Origin of the sequence: Devosia sp. 63-57 (assembly GCF_001899045.1) — a bacterium.
Lineage (GTDB): Bacteria > Pseudomonadota > Alphaproteobacteria > Rhizobiales > Devosiaceae > Devosia > Devosia equisanguinis.
Genome location: NZ_MKUY01000005.1, coordinates 1181757 through 1203717 on the forward strand (window position 1 = coordinate 1181757; position 21961 = coordinate 1203717).

Consider the following 21961-nt stretch of genomic DNA (forward strand, 5'->3'; position numbering starts at 1 on the left):
GAGACTGCTCGACCGGGTTCGGGGAGGGGCGCTAATCCGCTACCGGTTCCAGCGGCGAGGCTATGTAAGCCGCGATGAGCTGTCCAAGCGCCACGAGCGAGGCCATGTGCGTGCGTTCCCAGCCATGGGAGCTGTCGAGCGAGAAGCAGACGAGGCCGACGCGGATATCCCAGCCGGCCTCGACGGCGGCGGCGCTGTCGGAGCGGTAGTGGCGGAACGTGTCGCGGACATGGGCAATGCCCTCGCGAGCACAGATATCAAGCATGTGCCGGGTCATGCGGGCATCGAAGGGGCCCTGGCGATCCCGCATTGCAATGGTCACGGCGTCGTCGCGAGAGCTTTGGTTTGGTGCGGTCACCGCATTGTCGATGGCAAGCAGTTCTTCCACTTCGGAGCCGAAACCATGAGTGCCGCCTATGCCGATTTCCTCGGCAATGGTGAACATGGCCTGGAAGGGGACAGCGACCTCTACAGTGCCCTCGGCAATCGCCTTAAGCACCGCCAGAAGCGTGGCGCAGCCCGCCTTGTCGTCGAGATGACGGGAAACAATGAAGCCGTCGATCACCTCGGGCTGGGCATCGATGGCGACCATGTCGCCGACATTAAAGCCGGCAGCAACCAGCGCGTCGTGGCCGGGCAGGACGGCATCGACGCGGATTTCGAGATTGTCCCAGTCGGCAGGCTGGGTGTCGACATCGGTGTTGAAACGATGGCCGGAGGCTTTGAGCGGCAGGATGGTACCGCGATGCTCCCCAGCATCGGAAAAGATGGTGACGCGGGCGCCTTCCGCGAAACGGGCGGCCCAGGTGCCGGTATTGCGCAGGGCAAGGCGGCCATTGGGCTTGAGTTCGGTGACCATGGCGCCGAGCGTGTCGAGATGCGCTGCGAGCGCCCGGCGGGGCGTGCCGTCGCCGACCTTGATATAGAGCACGCCGCGCCGGGTATATTTGGGGGCGTATCCGAGTTCGCGTAGCCAGCGATCGACCAGCGCGACGGCGCGCTCGGTCATGCCAACGGGGCTTGGCGTTTTGACGAGATCGAGGAGCCGGGCGAGGAGATAGTCATGATCGATCATGCGCTGCGGCGCTTTCGGGTCTGGGATGGCTGAATTTCCTCAAGGAAGCGGTCTTCGAGCCTGGCCTCGAGCCCCAACATATGCTGCTCGGCCTCTGCCATGTGCTCGGCCAGGATAGCGGAAGCCGCTGCCGCGTCGCGCTTCCGCATGGCAGCGATCAAATCGCGCTGGTGACCAATACCGCTTTCGCGCGACACCGGTTCTGGCTGCACATAGATGTCCTGCGCGATGGTGAGCTCCTTGAGCAGGCGCTGCAGGAAGCGGCAGGTGAATGCGAGAATGGGGTTGTCGGAATACTCCGCCACCACGCCGTGAAAATCGAGCTCGGCCATGCGCTGGTTCCAGCGCTCGGTGGCGTCGATCGGTTCGTGATCGTAGATGCGGATGATGGCTTCGAGGCGCTTCAAGCCGGCTTCGTCGATATGCGGCGTGGCGCTGGCAGCCAGTTGTGGCTCCAGCACTTTGCGCATCTCGTAGACATTGGCGATGGTCAGGTTCTTGGCGAAGAGGAAATTGGACAACAGGCTCATCGCCCGCCCTTCCGACATGCGCTCGATAAAAGCGCCGCCTCCCGGACCAGTGCGCACCGAAATCAGGCCCTGCACTTCGAGCGCCTTGAGCGCCTCGCGCACAGTGCCCTTGCTGGCCGCGAACTGCGCAATCAGGTCACGCTCCTGCGGCAGGCGGTCACCGGGGCCCAGGCCATGCTCGACAATCATGCGCTTGATGGCGTCGACGATCTCGTCGGTGCGCTTGCGGCGGGGAATGGACTCTACCTGGCTCATGCGGCATCCGGGTTCAGGCGCGGCGCGCTGGCGATCAACGAGCGCGTATAATCATGTTGCGGGCTGGCGAAGAGCTGGGCTGCAGGGCCTACCTCCACCACCTCTCCCAGATACATGACGGCGACTCGATCGGAAATCGATTCCACCACGGCGAGATCGTGGCTGATAAACAGATAGGAGAGCCCCAGATCATCGCGCAATTGCTGCAGCAGCAGCAGCACCTGTGCCTGCACCGACACGTCGAGTGCGCTGACGGGTTCGTCGAGCACCATGATGCTGGCTTCTGCCGCTAGTGCCCGGGCAATGGCGATGCGCTGGGCCTGCCCGCCCGAAAACTCATGCGGATAGCGCTCCAGCGTGTCGAGCGGCATCTGCACAGCGTCGACAAGTTCGCGCTTGCGGATGACGCGGCGTGTTGCGTCATGGCCGCAAAGCAGTTTCAGCGGCACGTCGAGAATCTGGCCGATGGTCTTGCGTGGGTTAAGTGAGGCCACCGGATCCTGGAACACATATTGAATGGTGCGGCCGAAGGCCCGCGAGCCCGACGAGGCCAGATCCGCCCAGGGTTTGTTGTCGATCAGCATGCTGCCGGATGTCGGCGCCTCCAGGCCAACCAGCATGCGCGCCAATGTGGACTTGCCCGAGCCGCTTTCGCCCACGATTCCCAGCGTTTCGCCGCGCCTGAGGTCGAGCGAGATGCCTTTGACGGCCTGAACCTCGTTGGACTTCCGGCCGAAAAGCGAACGCCCGCCGCCGAACGTTTTGACCAGATCGCGAATTTGCACCGCATTGTCGCTCATCGGCGGGCCTCCTGGAACAGTGGGCGGACACGGTCAAGGAAGCCATGGCCCTCGCCCAGTTCGGGCACGCAGGCGATGAGACGCTTGGTATAATCGTGCTGCGGGTCGGTGAGCACCGCCTGGGTGTCGCCCTGCTCGACGATTTCGCCATGCCGCATTACCGCGACCCGGTCGCAGACCTGGGCAACGACACCGAAATCGTGGGTGATGAGCAGCAGCGCCAAGCCGCGTTCACGGCGCAGGTTTTGCAACAATTCGAGGATGCGCGCCTGTACGGTCACATCGAGTGCAGTGGTGGGTTCGTCGGCAATGATGATGTCGGGATCATTGGCGAGCGCCATCGCAATGCCGACGCGCTGGCGCTGGCCGCCAGAGAGCTCATGCGGATAGGCCGAGGCGCGGCCGGCGGCGTCGCGGATACCAACCCTTTCCATCAGCTCGACGGCGCGGGCGCGGGCGGCGGACTTGCCGATAGACTTGTGTGCGAGGATGGCTTCGGCGATCTGATCGCCCACGGAAAACAGCGGATGAAGCGTGGTCAGCGGGTCCTGGAAGACATAGGCAACGCGCGCACCGCGCAGGGCGATCAAGTCCTGTTCGCGCAGCGAGAACGTGTCCTTGCCCTCCACATAGACCGCACCCTCGGTGACGACACCGGGTGGCGAGGCAACAAGGCCCATGAGCGAAAGCGCGGTGACCGACTTGCCCGAACCGCTTTCCCCGATCAGGCCGAGGCATTCGCCCTTGCCGAGGCGGAAGCTGATGCCCTTGACCGCGGGAGTGATGGCATCGCCGGTATCAAAGCCGGTCGACAGGTTTTCGACCACGAGAGCAGGGGCATTCTCCAGCGTCGGGGCCGGCTTGGTCTTGCGATTGATCTTGGTGACGGCCATCGGGCGGTCGAGCGCACCCGAGCGCAGGCGTGGATCGAGCACGTCACGGATACCATCGCCGAGCAGGTTGATGCTCATGACCAGGACAAAGATCATGATGCCGGGAATGATCGAGGCATGGGGCGCGGTGAACAATTGCGCACGGGCCTGGCCGAGCATGGAGCCGAGATCGGAGGTGGGCGGTTGCGCGCCGAGGCCGAGAAAGGAAAGGCCGGCGGTTTCCAGGATCATCCAGCCCACCGTGGTCGACATGGTGATGACGATGACCGGCAGCACATTGGGCAGCACTTCGGTGAACAGAATGGCCGCGTGGCTCTTGCCCGACAGGCGTGCCGCATCGACGAATTCGCGATTGCGGATGGAGACGGTGACGCCACGGATATTGCGGGCGAAGAAGGGGATATTGACCAGTGCAATGGCGTAGAGCGCGTTGAGCAGGCCCGGGCCGAGCGCGGCGACGATGGCGATGGCGAGCAGAATATAGGGAAAGGCCATCAGCATATCGACGAAGCGCATGAGAATGCTGTCGGTCGCGCCGCGCGCATAGCCAGCAACAAGCCCGATCAGCGAGCCAAACAGGGCGGCGAGCGCGGTGGCGCTGATCCCGACCAGCAGGGAAACCTGCGTACCCCAGATGAGGCGCGAAAGGATATCGCGCCCAAGATGGTCAGTGCCCAGCAGATGGCCCGCAGTGAGTGGTGGCAGCAGACGGTTCGGCTGGTCGGTAATGTCCGGATTGGGGAGCGGCAGGATTGGCGCCAGCACCGCCACGATGACGATGAAGCCGAAAATGAACAGTCCGGCAGCCGCCAGGCGATTGGCCATGAGCAATTGCCAGTTGCTGCGGCGCTTGCGGGAAACAGTCGGGGTGGGAACGGTCATGTCGGTCATGCCTTGAGCCTCGGATCGAGCATGGCCTGGGCAACGTCGGCGAGCAGATTGACGAGCACATAGACCGTTGCAGCAACCAGAACGCCGCCCTGGACGAGCAGCAGGTCGCGGGTGGAGACGGCCTTGACCAGCATCTGTCCAAGCCCGGGCCACTGGAACACCGTTTCGATATAGACGGCGCCGCCGAGCACAAAACCGGCCTGAATTCCGAGCACCGGTATGATCGAGACCAGGGCCGCGCGGAATGCGTGGCGGTAGATGACCTTGTTTTCGGAAAGGCCCTTGGCGCGCGCGGTGCGGATGAAATCCTGCCGCAGCACTTCGAGCATCGCAGCGCGGGTCAGGCGCGCGACGACGCCGGTGGCGACGATGGCCAGGGTCGAGGCCGGCAGGATGAGGTGGCGCACAAGATCGGGCAGGTCGCCGCCGCCATACACGGCATACATGCCCGAGGCCGGCAACAGCCGCCATTGCACGGCGAAGAACAGGATGAAGACCAGACCAAGGAAAAAGGCCGGCATGGAAATGCCGATCAAGACGAAAAAGGTGACGATGCGATCGGTCCAGCCGAACTGACGCACCGCCGAGACAATGCCCGCGAGAATGCCGAGGATGGAACAGATGACGAGCGATGCACCGGCGAGAATGAGCGTGGCGCCGAAACGCTCGACCACCTCGTCGAGCACGGGCCGATTGAGAATATAGGAGCGGCCGAAATCACCCTGGAGAAGATTGCCGACCCAGATGACATATTGCTCGGGCCAGGAACGATCGAGGCCCAGCGCGCGATTGATGCGCGCGACATTGTCGGGGGTGGCATAGGAGCCGAGGAGAGCCTGGGCCGGGTCGCCGGGGATCAGCTTCATCACCAGGAAGACGATGATGGAAAGGCCAAGAATGACCGGGATTGCGGCAAGGAGGCGCTTGGCGATGTAGGTGGGCATGGGTTCCTCCTTGGTGCAGCGCGTGGGGGAGGCCCCCCACCTAGCCTCCCCCTGAAGGAGGGGGAGGGAGAGTTCGCGTTTGCTGCGGGGGTGGTGAGCCACCGGCAGACTCCTCCCCCTGTTTCAGGGGGAGGCGGGTGGGGGTATGCCGCCTTTGTTACTGCTTGGTCACATCCCGCAATACCAGGCTGAAGTCTGGTTGCAGTTCGAAATCGCCGACGGCGCTGGTGACCACGGCATTCTGCTTCCAGTTGGCGACGAAGAGCCAGGGGGCATCTTCGTGGGTGATGGCCTGGACCTGCTTGTAGAGCGCGCCGCGCTCTTCCGGATCGGTCGAGATGCGCGCCTGGTCGAGCAAGGCGTCCACTTCCGGATTGGAATAATAGGACGAATTGAAGCCGCCCTCGGCCGGGAAGGCAGCGGTGCGCAGGGTGAGGAAGGGCAGAGTGTCGGGATCGGACGTCATCCAGGCCATTTCCGCCATGTCGCCCTTGCCTTCAAGACCCGGATTCACTTCCGAAAGGAAGGTGTTCCACTCATAGGTCTTGATCTCGACCTTGAGCCCGACCGCCGCCAGATCGGCCTGGATGGCCGTGCCCATGGGCACGGGATCGAGCATGCCCGAGCCGCCTTCGGTCACAAGAAACGTCAGGCTTGCGCCTTCCGCGCCAGCTTCGGCCAGCAGTTCCTTGGCTTTTGCCGGGTCGTAGGGATAGGGCTGGACGTCTTCGTTATAGGCCCAGTTGAAGGCTGGCGGGATCGGGCCGGCAGAGACGTCGGCCGTGCCCTGCAGCACGTCGTTGACCAGGCTTTCCTTGTTCACCGCATAGTTGACCGCCTGACGCACGCGCTTGTCGGCAAAGGGGCCGTCCTTGGCGTTGAGCATGACGTACCAGACATGGGGGCCGGTGGCTTCGACCACCTGGAAATTGGCGTCGTTGCGGAACTGGGCGACGTTGTCGGGCGGGGTTTCCAGCAGCACATCGATGCCGCCAGAAAGCATCTCGGCAACGCGGGTATTGGCGTCGGTGATGGGCCGGAAGATCACCGCTTCAAGCGATGGCGCACCATCCCAATAGGCGTCATTGCGCGAGGCGACGACGCTGGTATTGGACTGCCATTCCTCGAACTTGAACGGACCCGTACCCACCGGATGACGACCGTAATCGGCGCCATATTGCGCGACGGCGGCGGGCGACACGATCAGACCCGTGGGCGAGGCCAGATTGCTCATGAACGGCGCGAACGGCTCGTTGAGCGTGAATTTCACCGTCAGATCATCGACCGCTTCGACGTCCTTGACCGAAGAGAAGAAGAAGGCCAGCGGGAAGGGGCCGGTCGAAGCGTAAGGGTGGTCTTCCTTCAACATGCGATCGAAGTTGAACTTGACCGCTTCGGCGTTGAACGGAGTGCCGTCGTGGAAGGTGACGCCTTCTCGCAGGTTGAAGGTGTATTCAAGACCGTCCTCGGAAATGGTCCAGTCGGTGGCCAGAGCCGGTTCGATTTCCAGCGTGCCGGGCGCATTGCGCACCAGGCCGTCATAGATATTGACGGCAATGCGGAAGTCATTCGAGGCGGTCGAGACATGCGGATCGAGCGATGCCGGCTCGGCGATCTGGCCGATCACCAGCACATTTGGTGGTGTCTGGGCCATGGCCGGGGAGACCAGGGCCAGGGCGGTGGCGGCGAGCAGAAGCGGCGCCAGGCCTTTCCAGTTGCGGATCATTGATAACCTCCTTGCGTTCCCTTGCCCTTGCCTCACGCGGTGGAGCATGTGAGAAGGGCTTCAGGTAATTTATCATCATAAATTTGCCGGCTGTCAATTTATGATGATAAATGACGCAAAGAGGATGTTGCATGACCTTTTCCATCGTCGCCCGCGACCCAAAAACCGGTGCCTTCGGCGTTGCCACCGCGACCGCCGGACCGATGGTTGGAGCGCTGGTGCCCCATACGCGCCAAGGTTTCGGGGCCGCGGCGACACAGGCGATGACCAACCCTTATCTGGCGATAGATGCACTCGGCGCACTCAACGATCTGGGGGCGGAACAGGCACTGCATCATGCCTTGACGAAGGACGACAAGGCAGACCTTCGCCAGGTGATCATCGTCGATCTCGATGGCTCGGCGGTTGGCTGGACGGGCGGTCAATGCATTGGATTTGCCGGTCATCTACTGGGCGAAGGCGTGGCCGTTGCCGGCAATATGCTCACCGGCGAGGCTGTTCTGGCCGATATGATGGATGCCTATCGCGACATTCTGGCGAAATCGACTTTCGCAGCGGCCTTGTTTGCTGCGCTCCGGGCTGGTGCGGAAGCGGGCGGTGACAAGAGGGGGCTGGGCTCCGTGGCCCTCCGCGTTCACCATGGCCAGGCCTTTCCCGAAATCGACCTTCGGGTCGACATGTCGGATGCCCCCCTTGCGTCTCTCGAGGCCCTGCTGGAGGAAGCCACTCATGGCGGATATGCGGACTTCTTCGGCACGGTGCCTCGACGCTGACCGCTTGGCCGCTGCGGTCATCTTGGGTGCTTAACGCCCGCCCCCAAACGAAATTTCGTCCGTGCGGCTGACCAAATAACGCCCGCCGGTGCAATTTCGCCGCTTGCATGCGGTATGTTATTACATTACGAAATCCCGGAATTCATCGGGGGTCTTCATGAACATCCGCTCGCTTGCTGGCGTCGCTCTGGCGCTCAGCCTTTTCCTGCCGTTGGGCGCTCAGGCCCAGACGCTGGACTTTTCCTGGCAACTCAATGTCGGTCCGCTCAATCCGCACCAATATGGCGCCAACCAGATGTTCGCCCAATCCATGGTCTATGAGCCGCTGGTCAAGTACCAGGCGGACGGCTCGGTGGCTCCATGGCTGGCTGAAAGCTGGACCGTCTCCGAAGATGGCACGACCTACATCTTCAAGCTGCGGCCAGGTGTGAGCTTCTCCAATGGCGAGCCGTTCAATGCCGCCGCCGTGGTGAAGAACTTCGACACCGTCCTCGCCAACAAGGCTGACCATAGCTGGCTGGGCCTGGTTGCCGCCCTGGAGAAAGTCGAGGCGGTGGATGACCTGACCGTCGAGATCGTCACCAAGAAGCCCTATTATCCAATGTTGCAGGAGCTCTCGCTGGTGCGGCCTGTGCGCTTTCTGGCGCCCGCCGGCTTCCCGCCTTCCGGCAACACGGCCGAGGGCATTGCTGCGCCGATCGGAACGGGCCCCTGGGTGCTTTCGGAATCGGTGCTCGGCCAGTACGACGTGTTTGTCCGCAACGAAACCTATTGGGGCGACAAGCCGGCCTTTGAAAGCGTGCAGGTAAAGGTGATCGCCGATCCCAATACCCGCGCCATTGCCTTCCAGACCGGCGAAATCGACCTGATCTATGGTGCTGATGGGCAGGTGACGCCCGACACTTTCCACATGCTGTCGCAGAGCGGTTTTGAGTCGGGCGTGTCTGCGCCTTACGAGGCCATGGCCCTGGCCTTTCATTCGGGCAAGGCACCAACCAACGACCTGGCGGTTCGCCAGGCGGTGAACCACGCTATCAACAAGGACGCGATCATCGACAACGTGTTCTACGGCACGCAGCGCCGCGCGGACACGCTGTTCCCGACCACCATCCCCTATGCCGATATCGGTCTTGAACCCTATGCCTATGATCCTGCCAAGGCCGCTGCGCTGCTCGACGCTGCCGGCTGGACGCTGGCTGATGGCCAGACCGTCCGCTCCAAGGATGGTGTCGCGCTTGCCATCGAGTTGCTCTATCTGGCGCCAGACGCGACCATGAAATCGGTTGCCGAAGTGGTGCAGGCCGATCTGGCCGCCATCGGCATCGCCATTCGTCTCGTCGCCGCCGAAGACGCGGAATTCTATGGCCGCCGCACCGAGGGCAATTTCGAGATGATCTTCAACCCCACCTGGGGCGCGCCCTATGACCCGCACGCCTTCCTCAGCGCGATGCTGGTGCCCGTCAATGGTGGCTATCATGCGCTTTCGGGCCTGCCGGAGAAGCCCGCCGTCAACGCTGCCATCACCGCCGCGCTGAATTCGACGGACGAGACGGACCGACAGGCACAATATGACTTTGTCATGCGCACCCTGCACGAGGAAGCCCTCTACGCCCCGATCAGCAACCTGGCGGCGATCGGCGTGGTCGGGCCGGATGTCACGGGCCTGACCTTTGGCGCAACCTCCTACGACTTCCCGTTCGAAACGCTCAAGCCCAAGCAGTGAGGCTGCCGTGCTCGGCTATACGCTCCGACGCCTGCTGCTGCTGATCCCGCTGCTGCTGGTCGTTTCCTTTGCCATCTTTGCGATCATCCGGCTTGCGCCGGGTGATCCCGCATTTCCCTATCTGCGCCTGCAGAACATTCCGCCGACCCCGGAAGCGCTGAGCATGGCTCGGACGGCTCTGGGGCTCGACCAGCCTTTGCTCACTCAGTATTGGAGCTGGCTGACGGCGGCCTTGCAGGGCGATTTCGGTATTTCCTTTGCCACCAAGCGCCCTGTGCTCCAGGACATCGCCTATTATATGCCGGCCACGTTGCTGCTGGCGGGGGTCGCGCTGGCATTCACGCTGATCGTCTCCTTTCCGCTCGGCATCTGGTCGGCGCGCTACAAGGATCGCTGGCCCGATCAGGTGGTGCGCACGATTGCCTTTTTCGGCGTGTCGACGCCTAATTTCTGGCTGGCCTTCCTGCTTATCCTGCTGTTTTCCGTGCAATTGCACTGGCTGCCACCCTTCGGCGCCGGCACCTGGGCCCATATGGTCATGCCCGTCATCACCGTGTCGCTGATGTCGCTCTCGATCAATGCGCGCCTGCTGCGGGCCAGCCTGCTCGAAAATGCCAATGCCCGCCACGTCGCTTGGGCTCGCATGCGCGGCCTCTCCGACCGGCAGGTCGAGCGGCGCCACGTGCTTCGCAATGCGATCCTGCCCGTCCTCACCGCCACCGGAATGCATCTTGGGGAATTGATCGGCGGGGCGCTGATCGTGGAGACCATCTTCGCCTGGCCCGGCGTCGGTCGCTATGCCGTCAGCGCCATTGCCAACAAGGACTTTCCGGTGATCCAGTGTTTCACCCTCTTCATGGTGGTCGTCTTCGTCGTCTGTAATCTTCTGGTCGATATCCTGACTGCGGCTCTCAATCCGCAGCTGCGGCTGGGCGAGGAGGCACAGGCATGAGCGCCGAGGCAACTCTGGGCGCCGTCTCCCCGGCCCCCAATTTCACACGTGGCGTCGGGCGGATTGCCATCGGCCTCGCCCTGATCGTCGTGCTGATCATGGCAATCGCGGCACTGTTCGCACCCCTCATCGCCCCGCACGATCCCAATCTCGTCAGCCTGGCGGAGAAGCTGCAGGGGCCCAGTGCCGGTCATTGGCTGGGCACCGACCATCTGGGCCGCGATATTCTCTCGCGACTGCTCTATGGAACGCGCATGTCGCTCGGCTCGGTCGTGCTCTGCATCGCCCTGATCATGGCGATGGCCATTTCCCTGGGCGGTGCCGCCGGCTTTATCGGTGGTCGGGTCGATCAGGCGCTCATGCGCTTCTGCGACGCCATGATGACTTTTCCCACGGTCGTCCTGGCGCTCTTTCTCATCGGCGTGCTTGGCACCGGCCTCACCAATGTGGTCATCGCCATCGCCATTTCGCACTTTGCCTTCTACGCCCGGCTGGTGCGCAGTGTCGTTCTCAATCTGCGCTCGGCCGACTATGTCACCGCATCGCGCCTCTCCGGTGCCAGCCGCCCACGTATCTTCATCGAGCACTTCCTGCCGCCCATCGCAGCGCAGATGGTGGTGCTGGCAACGCTCGACGTTGGCCACATGATGCTGCATGTTTCGGGTCTGTCCTTCCTCGGACTCGGCGTCGAAACGCCCACTGCCGAATGGGGCGTGATGATTTCCGACGCACGGCAATTCGTCTTTACCCAGCCCATGCTGATCATCCTGCCGGGCCTATGCCTGCTGTTCTCGGTCATGGCGGCCAATATCCTGGGCGAAGCCCTGCGCGATCGCCTCGATCCTCATGGCCATCAGGGACACCACCATTGATGACGCAACCGCAAACGCTCGCCATCGAAAATCTATGTATCTGCGCCCGGCGCGACGGGCAGGATATCCAATTGGTTCGCGAGCTGTCGCTTACGCTCGAGCGCGGTGAAATTCTGGCCCTGGTGGGCGGTTCTGGCTCGGGGAAATCCATGACCTGTGCCGGCGCGCAGGACGTCCTGCCACCCGGTGTCTATCGGCGCGCCGGCCGGGTATTGGTCGATGGTAGCGACGTCGCACCCAAGTCATTGCGCGGCCGTACCGTCGCGACGGTGCTGCAGAACCCGCGTTCGGCCTTCAACCCGCTCCGCACCATTTTCGATCATGCGAGAGAGGTGCGACGAGTGGCGCGCGCCGACGCCGCCGAGGATCGGGCGGCGACGATCGCGGCCCTGTCTGATGCAGGTCTCGACGAGCCCGAGCGCGTGCTCGCCCTTTATCCGTTCGAGATGAGCGGCGGCATGCTGCAACGCGCCATGATTGCCCTGGCGCTGCTGTCGGGTGCTCCCTTTCTCTTTGCCGACGAACCGACGACCGATCTCGATCTCGTCGTGCAGGCCCGCATCCTCGATCTTCTAGAAGGTCTCGTCGCCAGCCGCGGCCTCGGCATCTTGCTGGTCTCCCACGACATGGGCGTCGTGGCCCGGCTGGCGAACCGCGTCGCGGTGATGCAGGAGGGCCAGGTCGTCGAAGAGGGCAGTGTCGAGCGCATCTTCTCGGCTCCGCAGCACGCGGTTACCCGCGAACTCGTCGCCGCTCATCTCGCGCTCTATGCCGGAGAAACCGCATGACCGTGCTTCTCGGCGCCAGCCATCTCGACAAGACCTATCGCCGGCAGGCCCTCATTCGCAGCCATGCGCCACGCCAGGTGCTCTTCGACATCAATCTTGAGGTTAGGGCCGGCGAAAGCCTGGCAATTCTGGGCCGCAGCGGTTCGGGCAAGAGCACGCTCATGCGCCAATTGCTCGGCATCGAAACCCCGAGCGCGGGGCAGGTGCTCTTCGAGGGACGTGATCTCGCCACGCTTGACCGGTCCGGATGGCAGCATTTTCGCCGCTCGGTGCAGATGGTGTTTCAGGACTCCATCGGAGCGGTCAGTCCGCGTCAGCGCATCGGTCGCATCATCGCCGAACCGCTTCGGCACCTGAGCGTCCTCACGGCTGCCGAACGAGAGCACCGCGTCGAGCAATTGTTGACCGCGGTCGGCCTGAAGCCATCCGACGCCCTCAAGCGTCCGGGGCAGATGTCCGGTGGTCAGCTGCAGCGGGTCTGCATTGCCCGCGCTCTCGCCACTCAACCGCGCCTTCTGGTGCTCGACGAGGCCGTTTCTAACCTCGACCTCACTATGCAGGCCCAGATTATCGAGCTGATCGCGCATTTGCGTGCCGATAGCGGCATGGCCGTCGTCTTCATCACCCACGATCTGCGTCTGGTTCGGCTGCTGTGCGAGCGCGTGATCGTGCTTCACCATGGCCGCATCGTCGAGGAAGGCCCCGTCGACCGGCAATTGCGCCTGTCCAGTGCTGAAGGGCGGCTGCTGCAATCGGCCATTCTGCCACCACGGCCGAAAACGATCGTGCAGAGCCAAAACATGCCCAATCCCGCAATGAGGTAGTTCGGGTGAACGGCATCGTATCGAGAGCGCAGGCGTGCGAAGTCCAGTCCGCGCCTGCGCTTTAGCTGTCGACCCCGATGGGGCCATGGCCGAGCAGGAAGCTGGTGAAGAACAGCGACCAGTCATTGATGATATGGGCCAGCGACGACACCCAAAGGTTCCGCGTAAGCAAGTAGGACATGGTCAGGACAATTCGTGCGGTGCCGATGGTGACGAGGCACTGCAGGATGTTCCAGTCATAGGTCGGCAGGTGCAGTGCCGCGAACCACAGTGTGGACACCGCGACCGCTACAATAATCGCACTGTGCCGTGTCATGCGAAGGCGGGTCGCGCATAGCCACATGACGCCAAGTAGCGGCAGGATGGTCACCACTTCCTCGCCGACCAGTTGGATCAGCGTCGGCGACAAGAAGGCCAATGTCTCGACAAAGCCCATGCTCGCCACGCTGGTGGCAACGTTGTTGGGTGTCATGTCGATGAAGCGCGACAGGATGAAGCCGGCAACAAAGGAACAGGCGATGGTCAGCAGCCCAAAGCCGATGGCGATGGCGATGTCTTTGGCGCCGAATGGTCGGAACATGGCCGGCGGACGCCAGCCGCTCACAGCCATGAGCGCGACGAGCGGAATAGCGGTGAACAGGGCGGCCGAGACGAAGTTCAGCGGGAAATTGGGGAATGGCCAGAAGGTCAGCACCAAGAAAGCCATTGCACAGCTAGCCACCACAAGCGCCCAGCCGCCCGGGGTAATCGCGACAGTCTCCCCATTGTAATACGGATAGTCTGGTCCGCCGTTCATTCCTGCCCCCGAATGCGCCAGTAGGCCCGCACATCGGCGAACCCTCGCAGCAATTAGGTCACAGACTGAAAGCCGCCGTCCACCGCAAAGTGGAATTGGACGCACTTGCGGCGACGACCGGCCAGCAGCGCCCCCGCATCGAGGTTCATGCGATCCAACTGGACTGGAGATTGGCCCGCTAGGCAGTTGATCCGCCCCCGACGCTGTGGCACCAATCCGCCCATTGTCCAACGAAAGCCATTGCCTTGACCACGCAGCGTGAAATCGCCCGCCGGGCAAAGACCTCGCTCAAGACCGTATCGCGGGTCATCAACCGCGATCCCCTGGTCAATGCCGAGACGCGCGCGCGGATCGAGGCCATCATTGCCGAAATCGGCTATGAGCCCTCTCAGGCGGCGCGGATGATGCGCTCGCAGCGCAGCAACGTTATCGGCTTTCTCGCTGATGGCGTGGCCACGTCCAGTTCATCCATCGACCTCATTCGCGGCGCCCAGGACGTGGCGTGGGAACGCGGCAAGCAGATGATGCTGTTCAATATCGAGCGCGGCACAGCCAGTGCCGCCAATGCCGACAGCCAATTGGCGGCGTTTCGGGCCGAAGCCATCATCTATGCCGCCGTCTTCCACCAGGAAGTCGATCTGCCCGATACCGGCGTGCCGCATGTTCTGCTCAATTGCTTCGATGTGAAACAACGCCACACCGCCATCGTCCCCGACGACTACCAGCTGGCCTATGACCTGACCCTCACCATTTTCGAGCGTGGCTACAAGCGGCCGGTTTTCCTCAATCTCAATTCCGACATCGTCGCCAGCCATCTGCGCGCCAAGGGGTTTGCCGATGCTGCGGCGGCCATGGGCCATGATGTCAGCGGCGCCATCCACACCGCTGTGGTGTCGCGCGCCGGAACGACGCCGCGCCTCGCCACCCACGATATACTGCCGCCGCTTTTCGTCGGCGATCAACAACCCGATCTGGTGCTGTGCGGCCAGGATACCATGGCCATGAATGTCTATTTCGAACTTGGCGAATTGGGCCGGAAGGTCGGTCGCGACATTGCCGTGGCCAGCTTCGACAATCTCGAACCCATTGTCAGCCTGCTGCAGCCGGGTCTGTCGACGATGGAATTGCCCTATTATGAAATGGGGCGGACGGCGATGAACCTGGCCATCGATGGCGGGGAAGATCGCCAAGTGCTTCGCCTCAAAGGCAAATTCATCGAACGCGCCTCGATGTAACCTCCAAAATCGCATTGCAGCTATGCGCTATTGACAACGTGAGACATTCTGCATTAGCAATTGTCTCACGTTGTCATAAAGCGATAACGCCGCTTTCGGAGGAGATTATCGATGAAGCATGCCCTTTACGCAGGGGTGGCTCTGGCCGCCTGCGTCATGTCCTCGCACGCCTTTGCCGGCCAGCTGACCGCCTGGGTGATCGATGGCGATAGCGAAAAACCCTATTTCACCCAGCTCGAAGAGAGCTTCAACGCCAAGTACGGCGCCGAAGGCATCACGCTCGATGTCGTTCCGATCCCGAGCTATAACGAAGCCATTCAGGCAGCGACCCTGTCCGGCGGTCTGCCGGACGTGATCATGCTCGATGGTCCCAATATGGCCTCCGTTGCCTGGGCCGGCACCATCCAGCCCATCGGCGATCTGCTCGATCCCGAAATCATCGCCGACCTCCTCCCTGCCATCAAGGCGCAGGGCACCTATGGTCCGGAAGAAGAGTTCTACTTCGTCAGCCCTTATGACTCTGGCACGATCCTGTGGGGCAACAAGGCGCTGCTCGAACAGGCCGGCGTGCGCATCCCGACCACCGTCGAAGATGCCTGGACTCGCGAGGAATTCGCCGATGCCCTGGCCAAGCTGAAGGCACTGCCCGGCATTGAATGGCCGCTCGATGTCAAGATGAACTATGGCGCTGGCGAGTGGATGACCTATGGCTTCTCGCCCTTCGCCCAGTCCAATGGCGGCGACATCATCGATCGCACCACCTGGGTGGCCGATGGTACCATCAACTCCGAAGCCAATATTGACACGCTGACCACGCTCCAGAACTGGAACAAGGCTGGCTACATCGTTCCGGCCAGCGCCGGCGACAACAAGTTCTATGGCGAGAAGACTGCCGCCCTTTCCTGGGTGGGCAACTGGATGTGGCCGGCCCATCGCGAAGGCCTGGGCGACGATCTCGTCCTGATCCCGCCGCCGGCATTCGGCGCCAAGGGTCCGATCTCGGCCAATGGCGGCTGGGGCTGGGCAGTCCCCACGTCGTCCACCAATCTCGATGACGTCAAGGTCTTCCTCAACTACGCCATGTCGAGCGAACAGGTCGCGGCCTATGCCGACACCACCGGCTATGTCCCTTCGCGGGCCTCGGCCATTCCGCTGTCCAAGACATATGGCGAAGGCGGCGAAGGCGAGATCTTCGCCAAGCTGGCCGGCTGCTGTGCCGTCGTCCGTCCGGTGCACCCGGCCTATCCGGTGATCACCAATGCCTGGGCCACCGCAGTGGTCAACGTCTTGTCCGGTGATGTCGATGTGAAGGCCGAGCTCGATCGCGCCGCCCAGACTATCGACCAGGACATTGCCGACAACGACGGCTATCCGCCTTTCGGGCAGTAAGCCGCATCACGGGCGCGCTTCCTCACGGCGCGCCCGTATTCTTTTCAGGGGCCGAACCAAGGCCGGAGGATTTCTCATGCGTATCAGGACCAAGGGGCAGGGCCAGGAGCTGGCCATGCTGCTGCCGGCGCTGATCTTCATCACCGCCCTTATCGTCTTACCCTTCCTGCTCTCGGTCTGGTTCTCGTTCACCGACCAGCGCCTGGTGCCGCGTCCGATCCCCACCAAGTTCATCGGCACCACCAATTACGAGCGCATGTTCGTCGATCCCCTGTTCTGGCAGGCGATCTGGAACACGGTGCTGTTCGCGCTGATCGTGACGCCGGTGCAGCTGGCCATGTCGCTGGGCGCCGCGCTGATCCTGAACTCGGCCATTCCCTTCCGCGGCTTCTTCCGCTCGGTCGCCATTCTGCCGCTGCTCCTGCCGATGACCGTCATCGTCTCGATCTGGGCGGTGCTGTTCCGCATTCCCTCCGGTCCGTTCAATGCGGTCTATCAGTGGTTCGCCGGGCAGGGCGCCTATGTCGATTTCCTTGGCAATCCGTCCACCGCCATGCTGTCGGTTGTGGCGCTCTCCGCCTGGGCTACCTTCCCCTATCAGATGCTGATCTATCTGGCGGGTCTGCAGGACATTCCGCAAGACCTCTACGAGGCCGCCAAGCTCGACGGCGCCAAGCGCTGGCAGCGTTTCCGCTATGTCACCTGGCCCGGCCTGCGCAACGTTAACATCTTCCTGATCATCATCACCACGGTGGGAGCGCTGAAGCTGTTCACCCAGGTGGATATCCTCACCAAGGGTGGACCCAACGGGGCCACGACGACGATCATCCATTACCTCTTCAAGCAGGGCTATGCGACCCAGAAGGTCGGCTATGCCTCGGCCGTCGCCGTGTTCTTCTTCCTCGCCGTCACCGCCATCGCGCTGTTGCAGCGCCGGTTCCTCAAGAATGAGGGAGAAGCCTGATGCGTATTCCCCGCGAGGCTATCCTGCCGTCCCTGTTCGCGCTGGTCCTGGCGCTGGGCGTCTTGCTGCCACTCCTCATGATGGTCACCATCAGCCTCAATCCCAACGAGCAGGACATCATGGTCTCCATGGGCTCGATCCGCTCGTTCATTCCCCATGTCCTGAGCCTGCAGAACTATGTCGAAGTCTGGACCGACCCGGTGCACCCATTCGGCCGTTACCTCGCCAATACCGCCTTCATCACCTTCTCGACGCTGGTCCTGTCCATCCTGTTCAATTCCATGGCCGCCTTCGTGCTGGCCCAGGGAACTCTGGCTATCCGCAAGCCGGTGATGATCCTGATCCTCGCTACCCTGGCCGTGCCCGGGGAAAGCCTGGTGCTGCCGCAATTGATGATGGCCGGCTGGCTGGGACAGGTCGACAGCTACCAGGTGCAGATCGTGCCGGGCGTCGCCAATGCCATGTCGATCTTCCTGTTCTACCAGTTCTTCTCGCGGCTGCCGAAGGAGCTCATCGAGGCGGCGCGCATCGACGGCTTCTCCTTCTTCCAGATCTACCGGCATGTCGCCATGCCGCTGTCCAAACCTGTCATCTCGGCTATTGCCGTCCTGCAGTTCCTCGAAATCTGGAACGCCTATCTCTGGCCGGTCATGGTCACGCGCGGCCCCGAATATCGGCCCCTGTCGGTCGCCATGTCCGCCTATTTCGGCACCAACCAGGCCGCCTGGGGCAATATCATGGCCTTTGCCGTGTCCATGGCCATCCCGGTCATCCTCTTCTTCCTCATTCTCCAGCGCCAGTTCATCGCCTCGGTGATGTCCTCCGGCGTCAAGGGCTAGGCCATGACTGAAAAATACCGCCCCAACCTGCATTTTTCCCCGCGCGCCGGCTGGATGAACGACCCCAATGGCATGATCCGCAAGGACGGCGTCTGGCACCTGTTCTTCCAGCACGATCCCGACAGCATTGTGCATGGGCCGATGCATTGGGGCCACGCCACCAGCACCGATCTGGTCCATTGGGACGAGCAGCCCATCGCGCTCTTTCCCACCGATCTCGGGACCTGTTTTTCCGGCAGCGCGATTGAGACGGACGATGGGGTAAAACTCTTCTACACTGCCCATAGCCGCACCGCGTTGGGCGAAGACTATCAGGTCCAGTGCCTCGTCCATGCTGACGCCGATATCGGTGCGTTCGAGAGCGATGGCGCCAACCCCGTCGTTCCCAATCCCGGCCTCACGGCCTTTCGCGACCCCAAGGTCATCTGGCACGCCGCCAGCGGCAAATGGGTTATGCTGGTGACCGAAGGCCAATCCATCGGCTTTTACGGCTCGACCGATCTCAAAAGCTGGACCCATCTCTCCAGCTTCGGTGAAAGCCATGGCCGCCATAGCGAAGGCCCTTGGGAATGCCCCGATATGGTGCCGCTGACGGCAGCCGATGGCAGCGTGGTCTGGGTACTCATCGTCGGCCTCAATCCCGGCGGCTATGCGCTGGGTTCGGGTACCCAATATTTCCTCGGCCAGTTCGATGGCACCAGCTTCACCAATGCCAATGCGCCCGAGACCGAGCTCTGGCTCGATTATGGTCGCGACTACTATGCTGCCCAGACCTTCTTCGAGCGTGGCGGTACGGAAACGCCCACCGCCATCGCCTGGGCCAGCAACTGGCTCTATGCCCGCCAGACCCGCACCGCGGCATTTCGCGGGGTCATGTCGCTGCCGCGGGAATTGCGGCTGGTCAATACGCCGGATGGCCTGCGCGTCGCTTGCCGCGTTCCGGCCATGGCGGAAGCGGGTATTGCCGAAGCCGGACTGCCGGGCACCAACCGCACCGACCTCATGGCCGACCTCGAAGTGGGCGAAGAGCTGGTGATCACCCTGTTCGGCGAGCGCGAGCCGAGCTTCGTCGTCCGTCGTGCCAGCGTCGGTCGAGGCAGCATCCGCACTATTCGCCATGCGCTCGACGGGCTCGACCACTTCGCGCATGACTATGCGCTCGATCTGCCCTGGCCCGAAAACGGCATGCTCGATCTCACTGTTTATGTCGATCGCGGGCTGGTTGAACTCAGCGCTGCCGATGGGGTGGTGTGGATCACCAATCTGTTCTTCCCGGCCGATCCGGAAGCCCCGCTCGCCGTGGGCCTGCTGGAGCCGGCCAATGCGTAACCTTCTGGCCGCATTGCTTCTGGGCACCTGCGCCTCCGTTCAGGCGGCGCCGCTCTACTTCGCTGGCGAAACCGCCGGCGTCGGTGATCCCAATCCTTTTTACGAAGACGGCACCTATTCGGTGTTTTACCTGCAGAACCAGGGCCGTCACCCCTGGTTCATGTCTCAGAGTTCCGATCTCGGTGAGTGGTCAGAACCGGTCGAAGCCGTGCCGGTCGGCGAAGCTGGCACGCCCGACTATTGGACCGGTAGCGGCAGCGTCATCGCCGATCCCGAAGGTGGCTATCGCCTCTACTACACCGGCCACGATCCCGAAGCTCGGCCCAAGGAAGTGACGATGGAGGCCCGCGCGGCAACGCTTGCCGGACCCTGGACGAAGATTCCTGAAACCACCTTCGCCGGCCTTCCCACCTATGACGAATGGGATTTTCGCGACCCCTTCGTGTTCTGGAACGAGGATGCCGACGCCTGGTGGATGCTGCTGACGACGCGGCATGACGGCAAGGCCGCCATCGGCCTCTATACCTCACCCGATCTCGGCAGCTGGGCTGCCGCTGATCCTCTCTACGCCGAAGAATCGCCCCTCAATCTGGAAGTGCCCGACCTCTTCAACGAGGGCGATGACTGGTTCCTGCTCTATTCCGATCAGCGCGATAATGCGCGCCAGGTCCGCTATCTCACTGCCGCAACCAGCGTCGGGCCCTATGCCTATGGCCCCTACGATGCTCTCGATGGTCGCGGCTTCTATGCCGGCAAATCCGCGGGCACCGGCGATGAGCGCCTGCTGTTCGGCTGGGTGGCGCACAAGAATCTGCGCAAGGATGCGATGAACCTCGTCTGGGGTGGCGATCTCATCATGCAAGCGCTTAAGCGAGCCGATGATGGTGCCCTGGCGGTCAGCCTGCCCGAAGGCGTCGCCAACCAGTTCGACACCGCGCGCGTCACGCTGTCGCCGGAAAACCTTGAGATCGGCACGCCCGAGACCGCCTTGCGCGCGCGCGCCGCGCTTGCGGTAGAACCCGGTACCCGCTTCGGCCTCAGTTTCACCGCCACCAATTCGGGCCGCGTCAGCACGCTCGAAATCGACACGGCCAGGGGCGAAGCTGCCTTCCTCTACAATAACGACCCCAGTGGCGCGCCGCGCGTCGCCTTTCCGCCCAGCGCTGACGGGGCTTACACGCTCGACCTGGTCATCGATCCCGATCTGGGTCTGGGCGTCCTCTATATCAACGATTTTCGCGCCCTGAGCTTCCGCTACTACCGGGTGGGCGCCACCACTGTTTCGCTGTTCGCCGATGACGGTTTTGCCACGCTCGATGGCACCGTGTCCCTGCGCAGCACCGATCGCACCGAGGAGAAGCCCAATGGCTGATGTCGTCTTCACCGCCGTCCAGAAACGCTATGGCGCCGTCGAGATCATTCCCGGTCTCGATCTGGCCATCCCTGATGGTTCCTTCACCGTCTTGGTCGGGCCCTCGGGCTGCGGCAAGTCCACGCTTTTGCGCATGATTGCGGGCCTCGAAGAAGTCTCCGGCGGCACCATCCATATCGGGGGCGACGACGTCACCACCCGCGATCCCTCCCAGCGCGGCATCGCCATGGTGTTCCAGTCCTATGCGCTCTATCCGCATATGAGTGTCGCCGACAATATCGGTTTCGGCCTCAAACTTTCGGGCATGCCCAAGGCCGAGATCGAGGCTCGGGTAAAGGATGCGGCGGACACCCTGCAGCTCACCCATCTGCTCGATCGCAAGCCCAAGCAGCTGTCCGGCGGCCAGCGACAGCGCGTCGCCATAGGCCGCGCCATCGTGCGCAAGCCCAAAGTGTTCCTGTTCGACGAACCGCTGTCCAATCTCGACGCAGCCCTGCGCGCCCAGATGCGCGTCGAACTGGCCGAACTGCACAGCCGCATCGGCGCCACCATGGTCTATGTGACGCACGATCAGGTCGAGGCCATGACCATGGCCGACCGGATCGTCGTGCTCAATGGCGGCCGCATCGAACAGGCCGGCGCGCCCATGGAGCTCTACCGCAAGCCCGCCACCCCCTTCGTCGCCGGCTTCATCGGCAGCCCCAAGATGAATTTCGTCACCGGTCCCGAAGCCGAGAAACTTGGCGGTGAACTGGTGGGCGTCCGCCCCGAGCATCTGCGTATCGACGAGACCGGTCCCTGGACGGCGACCATCCGCCATGTCGAACATCTGGGCGCCGAAACCCTCATCCACGCCGATGCCGAAGCTATCGGTCCCATTACCATCAAGGCCGAAGGCGATGTGCCCCTGGCCAGCGGCAGGTCCATCCGCATTGGCTTCAAGCCCGAAGATCTCCACCGCTTTGTCGGCGACCGCCGGCAGGAATAGGGC

General features: G+C 62.7%; 20 protein-coding genes. 13 read left to right on the plus strand and 7 right to left on the minus strand.

Going from position 1 to position 21961, the window contains the following annotated elements:
- Nucleotides 1–31 precede the first annotated feature (31 nt).
- From BGO80_RS13955 to BGO80_RS13980, 6 genes are all read right to left on the minus strand, one after another.
- Nucleotides 32–1075 carry an osmoprotectant NAGGN system M42 family peptidase gene (locus tag BGO80_RS13955; protein WP_126149496.1) on the minus strand — a complete coding sequence of 348 codons (1044 nt, stop codon included), beginning with the start codon at nt 1073–1075 and terminating at the stop codon, nt 32–34.
- Complete coding sequence (locus BGO80_RS13960; RefSeq protein ID WP_126149497.1) at nt 1072–1860, minus strand: FadR/GntR family transcriptional regulator; 789 nt, start codon at nt 1858–1860, stop codon at nt 1072–1074. The genes BGO80_RS13955 and BGO80_RS13960 overlap by 4 nt, the downstream gene beginning before the upstream one ends.
- Complete coding sequence (locus tag BGO80_RS13965) at nt 1857–2660, minus strand: ATP-binding cassette domain-containing protein (protein ID WP_286721952.1); 804 nt, start codon at nt 2658–2660, stop codon at nt 1857–1859. The genes BGO80_RS13960 and BGO80_RS13965 overlap by 4 nt, the downstream gene beginning before the upstream one ends.
- A complete protein-coding gene (locus BGO80_RS13970) occupies nt 2657–4444 on the minus strand; it encodes a dipeptide/oligopeptide/nickel ABC transporter permease/ATP-binding protein (RefSeq protein WP_286721953.1) in 1788 nt (595 codons plus the stop codon). The genes BGO80_RS13965 and BGO80_RS13970 overlap by 4 nt, the downstream gene beginning before the upstream one ends.
- Entirely contained in the window at nt 4441–5388 is a 948-nt protein-coding gene (locus tag BGO80_RS13975; RefSeq protein WP_126149500.1) for an ABC transporter permease, read from the minus strand. Before BGO80_RS13975 ends, BGO80_RS13970 begins: the two co-directional genes overlap by 4 nt.
- A gap of 157 nt (nt 5389–5545) precedes the next feature.
- Nucleotides 5546–7042 (minus strand): ABC transporter substrate-binding protein, encoded by a 1497-nt coding sequence (locus tag BGO80_RS13980; protein WP_286723044.1) that lies wholly within the window; start codon nt 7040–7042, stop codon nt 5546–5548.
- Between the two features lie 203 nt (nt 7043–7245).
- Between BGO80_RS13980 and BGO80_RS13985 the strand changes: the two genes are divergently transcribed.
- From BGO80_RS13985 to nikE, 6 genes are all read left to right on the plus strand, one after another.
- A complete protein-coding gene (locus tag BGO80_RS13985) occupies nt 7246–7887 on the plus strand; it encodes a DUF1028 domain-containing protein (protein ID WP_286721954.1) in 642 nt (213 codons plus the stop codon).
- A 157-nt stretch (nt 7888–8044) separates the two neighbouring features.
- Nucleotides 8045–9610 (plus strand): nickel ABC transporter substrate-binding protein, encoded by a 1566-nt coding sequence (gene nikA, locus BGO80_RS13990; RefSeq protein ID WP_286721955.1) that lies wholly within the window; start codon nt 8045–8047, stop codon nt 9608–9610.
- 7 nt (nt 9611–9617) lie between these two features.
- Nucleotides 9618–10562: a nickel ABC transporter permease subunit NikB gene (gene nikB, locus BGO80_RS13995; RefSeq protein WP_286721956.1), complete on the plus strand. Its 945-nt coding sequence runs from the start codon at nt 9618–9620 to the stop codon at nt 10560–10562.
- On the plus strand, nt 10559–11434 hold the full coding sequence (gene nikC / locus BGO80_RS14000) for a nickel ABC transporter permease subunit NikC (RefSeq protein ID WP_286721957.1): 876 nt from the start codon (nt 10559–10561) through the stop codon (nt 11432–11434). Before nikB ends, nikC begins: the two co-directional genes overlap by 4 nt.
- Nucleotides 11434–12222: an ATP-binding cassette domain-containing protein gene (locus tag BGO80_RS14005; RefSeq protein WP_286721958.1), complete on the plus strand. Its 789-nt coding sequence runs from the start codon at nt 11434–11436 to the stop codon at nt 12220–12222. The genes nikC and BGO80_RS14005 overlap by 1 nt, the downstream gene beginning before the upstream one ends.
- The gene (gene nikE / locus BGO80_RS14010; RefSeq protein ID WP_286721959.1) at nt 12219–13046 is read left to right on the plus strand and encodes a nickel import ATP-binding protein NikE; all 828 of its coding nucleotides are present in this window, start codon (nt 12219–12221) and stop codon (nt 13044–13046) included. The genes BGO80_RS14005 and nikE overlap by 4 nt, the downstream gene beginning before the upstream one ends.
- A gap of 61 nt (nt 13047–13107) precedes the next feature.
- On the opposite strand, the gene BGO80_RS14015 is transcribed toward nikE, so the two are convergent.
- A complete protein-coding gene (locus BGO80_RS14015; protein WP_286721960.1) occupies nt 13108–13842 on the minus strand; it encodes a CPBP family intramembrane glutamic endopeptidase in 735 nt (244 codons plus the stop codon).
- 245 nt (nt 13843–14087) lie between these two features.
- Between BGO80_RS14015 and BGO80_RS14020 the strand changes: the two genes are divergently transcribed.
- The 7 genes from BGO80_RS14020 to BGO80_RS14050 all read left to right on the plus strand — a co-directional run bounded on the left by BGO80_RS14020 (nt 14088) and on the right by BGO80_RS14050 (nt 21958).
- Nucleotides 14088–15077 carry a LacI family DNA-binding transcriptional regulator gene (locus BGO80_RS14020; RefSeq protein WP_126149508.1) on the plus strand — a complete coding sequence of 330 codons (990 nt, stop codon included), beginning with the start codon at nt 14088–14090 and terminating at the stop codon, nt 15075–15077.
- Between the two features lie 111 nt (nt 15078–15188).
- On the plus strand, nt 15189–16466 hold the full coding sequence (locus tag BGO80_RS14025; protein WP_126149509.1) for an extracellular solute-binding protein: 1278 nt from the start codon (nt 15189–15191) through the stop codon (nt 16464–16466).
- A 76-nt stretch (nt 16467–16542) separates the two neighbouring features.
- Entirely contained in the window at nt 16543–17430 is an 888-nt protein-coding gene (locus BGO80_RS14030) for a carbohydrate ABC transporter permease (RefSeq protein WP_126149510.1), read from the plus strand.
- Complete coding sequence (locus BGO80_RS14035) at nt 17430–18269, plus strand: carbohydrate ABC transporter permease (RefSeq protein ID WP_286721961.1); 840 nt, start codon at nt 17430–17432, stop codon at nt 18267–18269. The genes BGO80_RS14030 and BGO80_RS14035 overlap by 1 nt, the downstream gene beginning before the upstream one ends.
- 3 nt (nt 18270–18272) lie before the next feature.
- A complete protein-coding gene (locus BGO80_RS14040; RefSeq protein WP_286721962.1) occupies nt 18273–19598 on the plus strand; it encodes a glycoside hydrolase family 32 protein in 1326 nt (441 codons plus the stop codon).
- Nucleotides 19591–20970 (plus strand): glycoside hydrolase family protein, encoded by a 1380-nt coding sequence (locus tag BGO80_RS14045; RefSeq protein WP_286721963.1) that lies wholly within the window; start codon nt 19591–19593, stop codon nt 20968–20970. The genes BGO80_RS14040 and BGO80_RS14045 overlap by 8 nt, the downstream gene beginning before the upstream one ends.
- The gene (locus tag BGO80_RS14050; protein ID WP_286721964.1) at nt 20963–21958 is read left to right on the plus strand and encodes an ABC transporter ATP-binding protein; all 996 of its coding nucleotides are present in this window, start codon (nt 20963–20965) and stop codon (nt 21956–21958) included. The genes BGO80_RS14045 and BGO80_RS14050 overlap by 8 nt, the downstream gene beginning before the upstream one ends.
- The last annotated feature ends 3 nt before the right edge of the window (nt 21959–21961 follow it).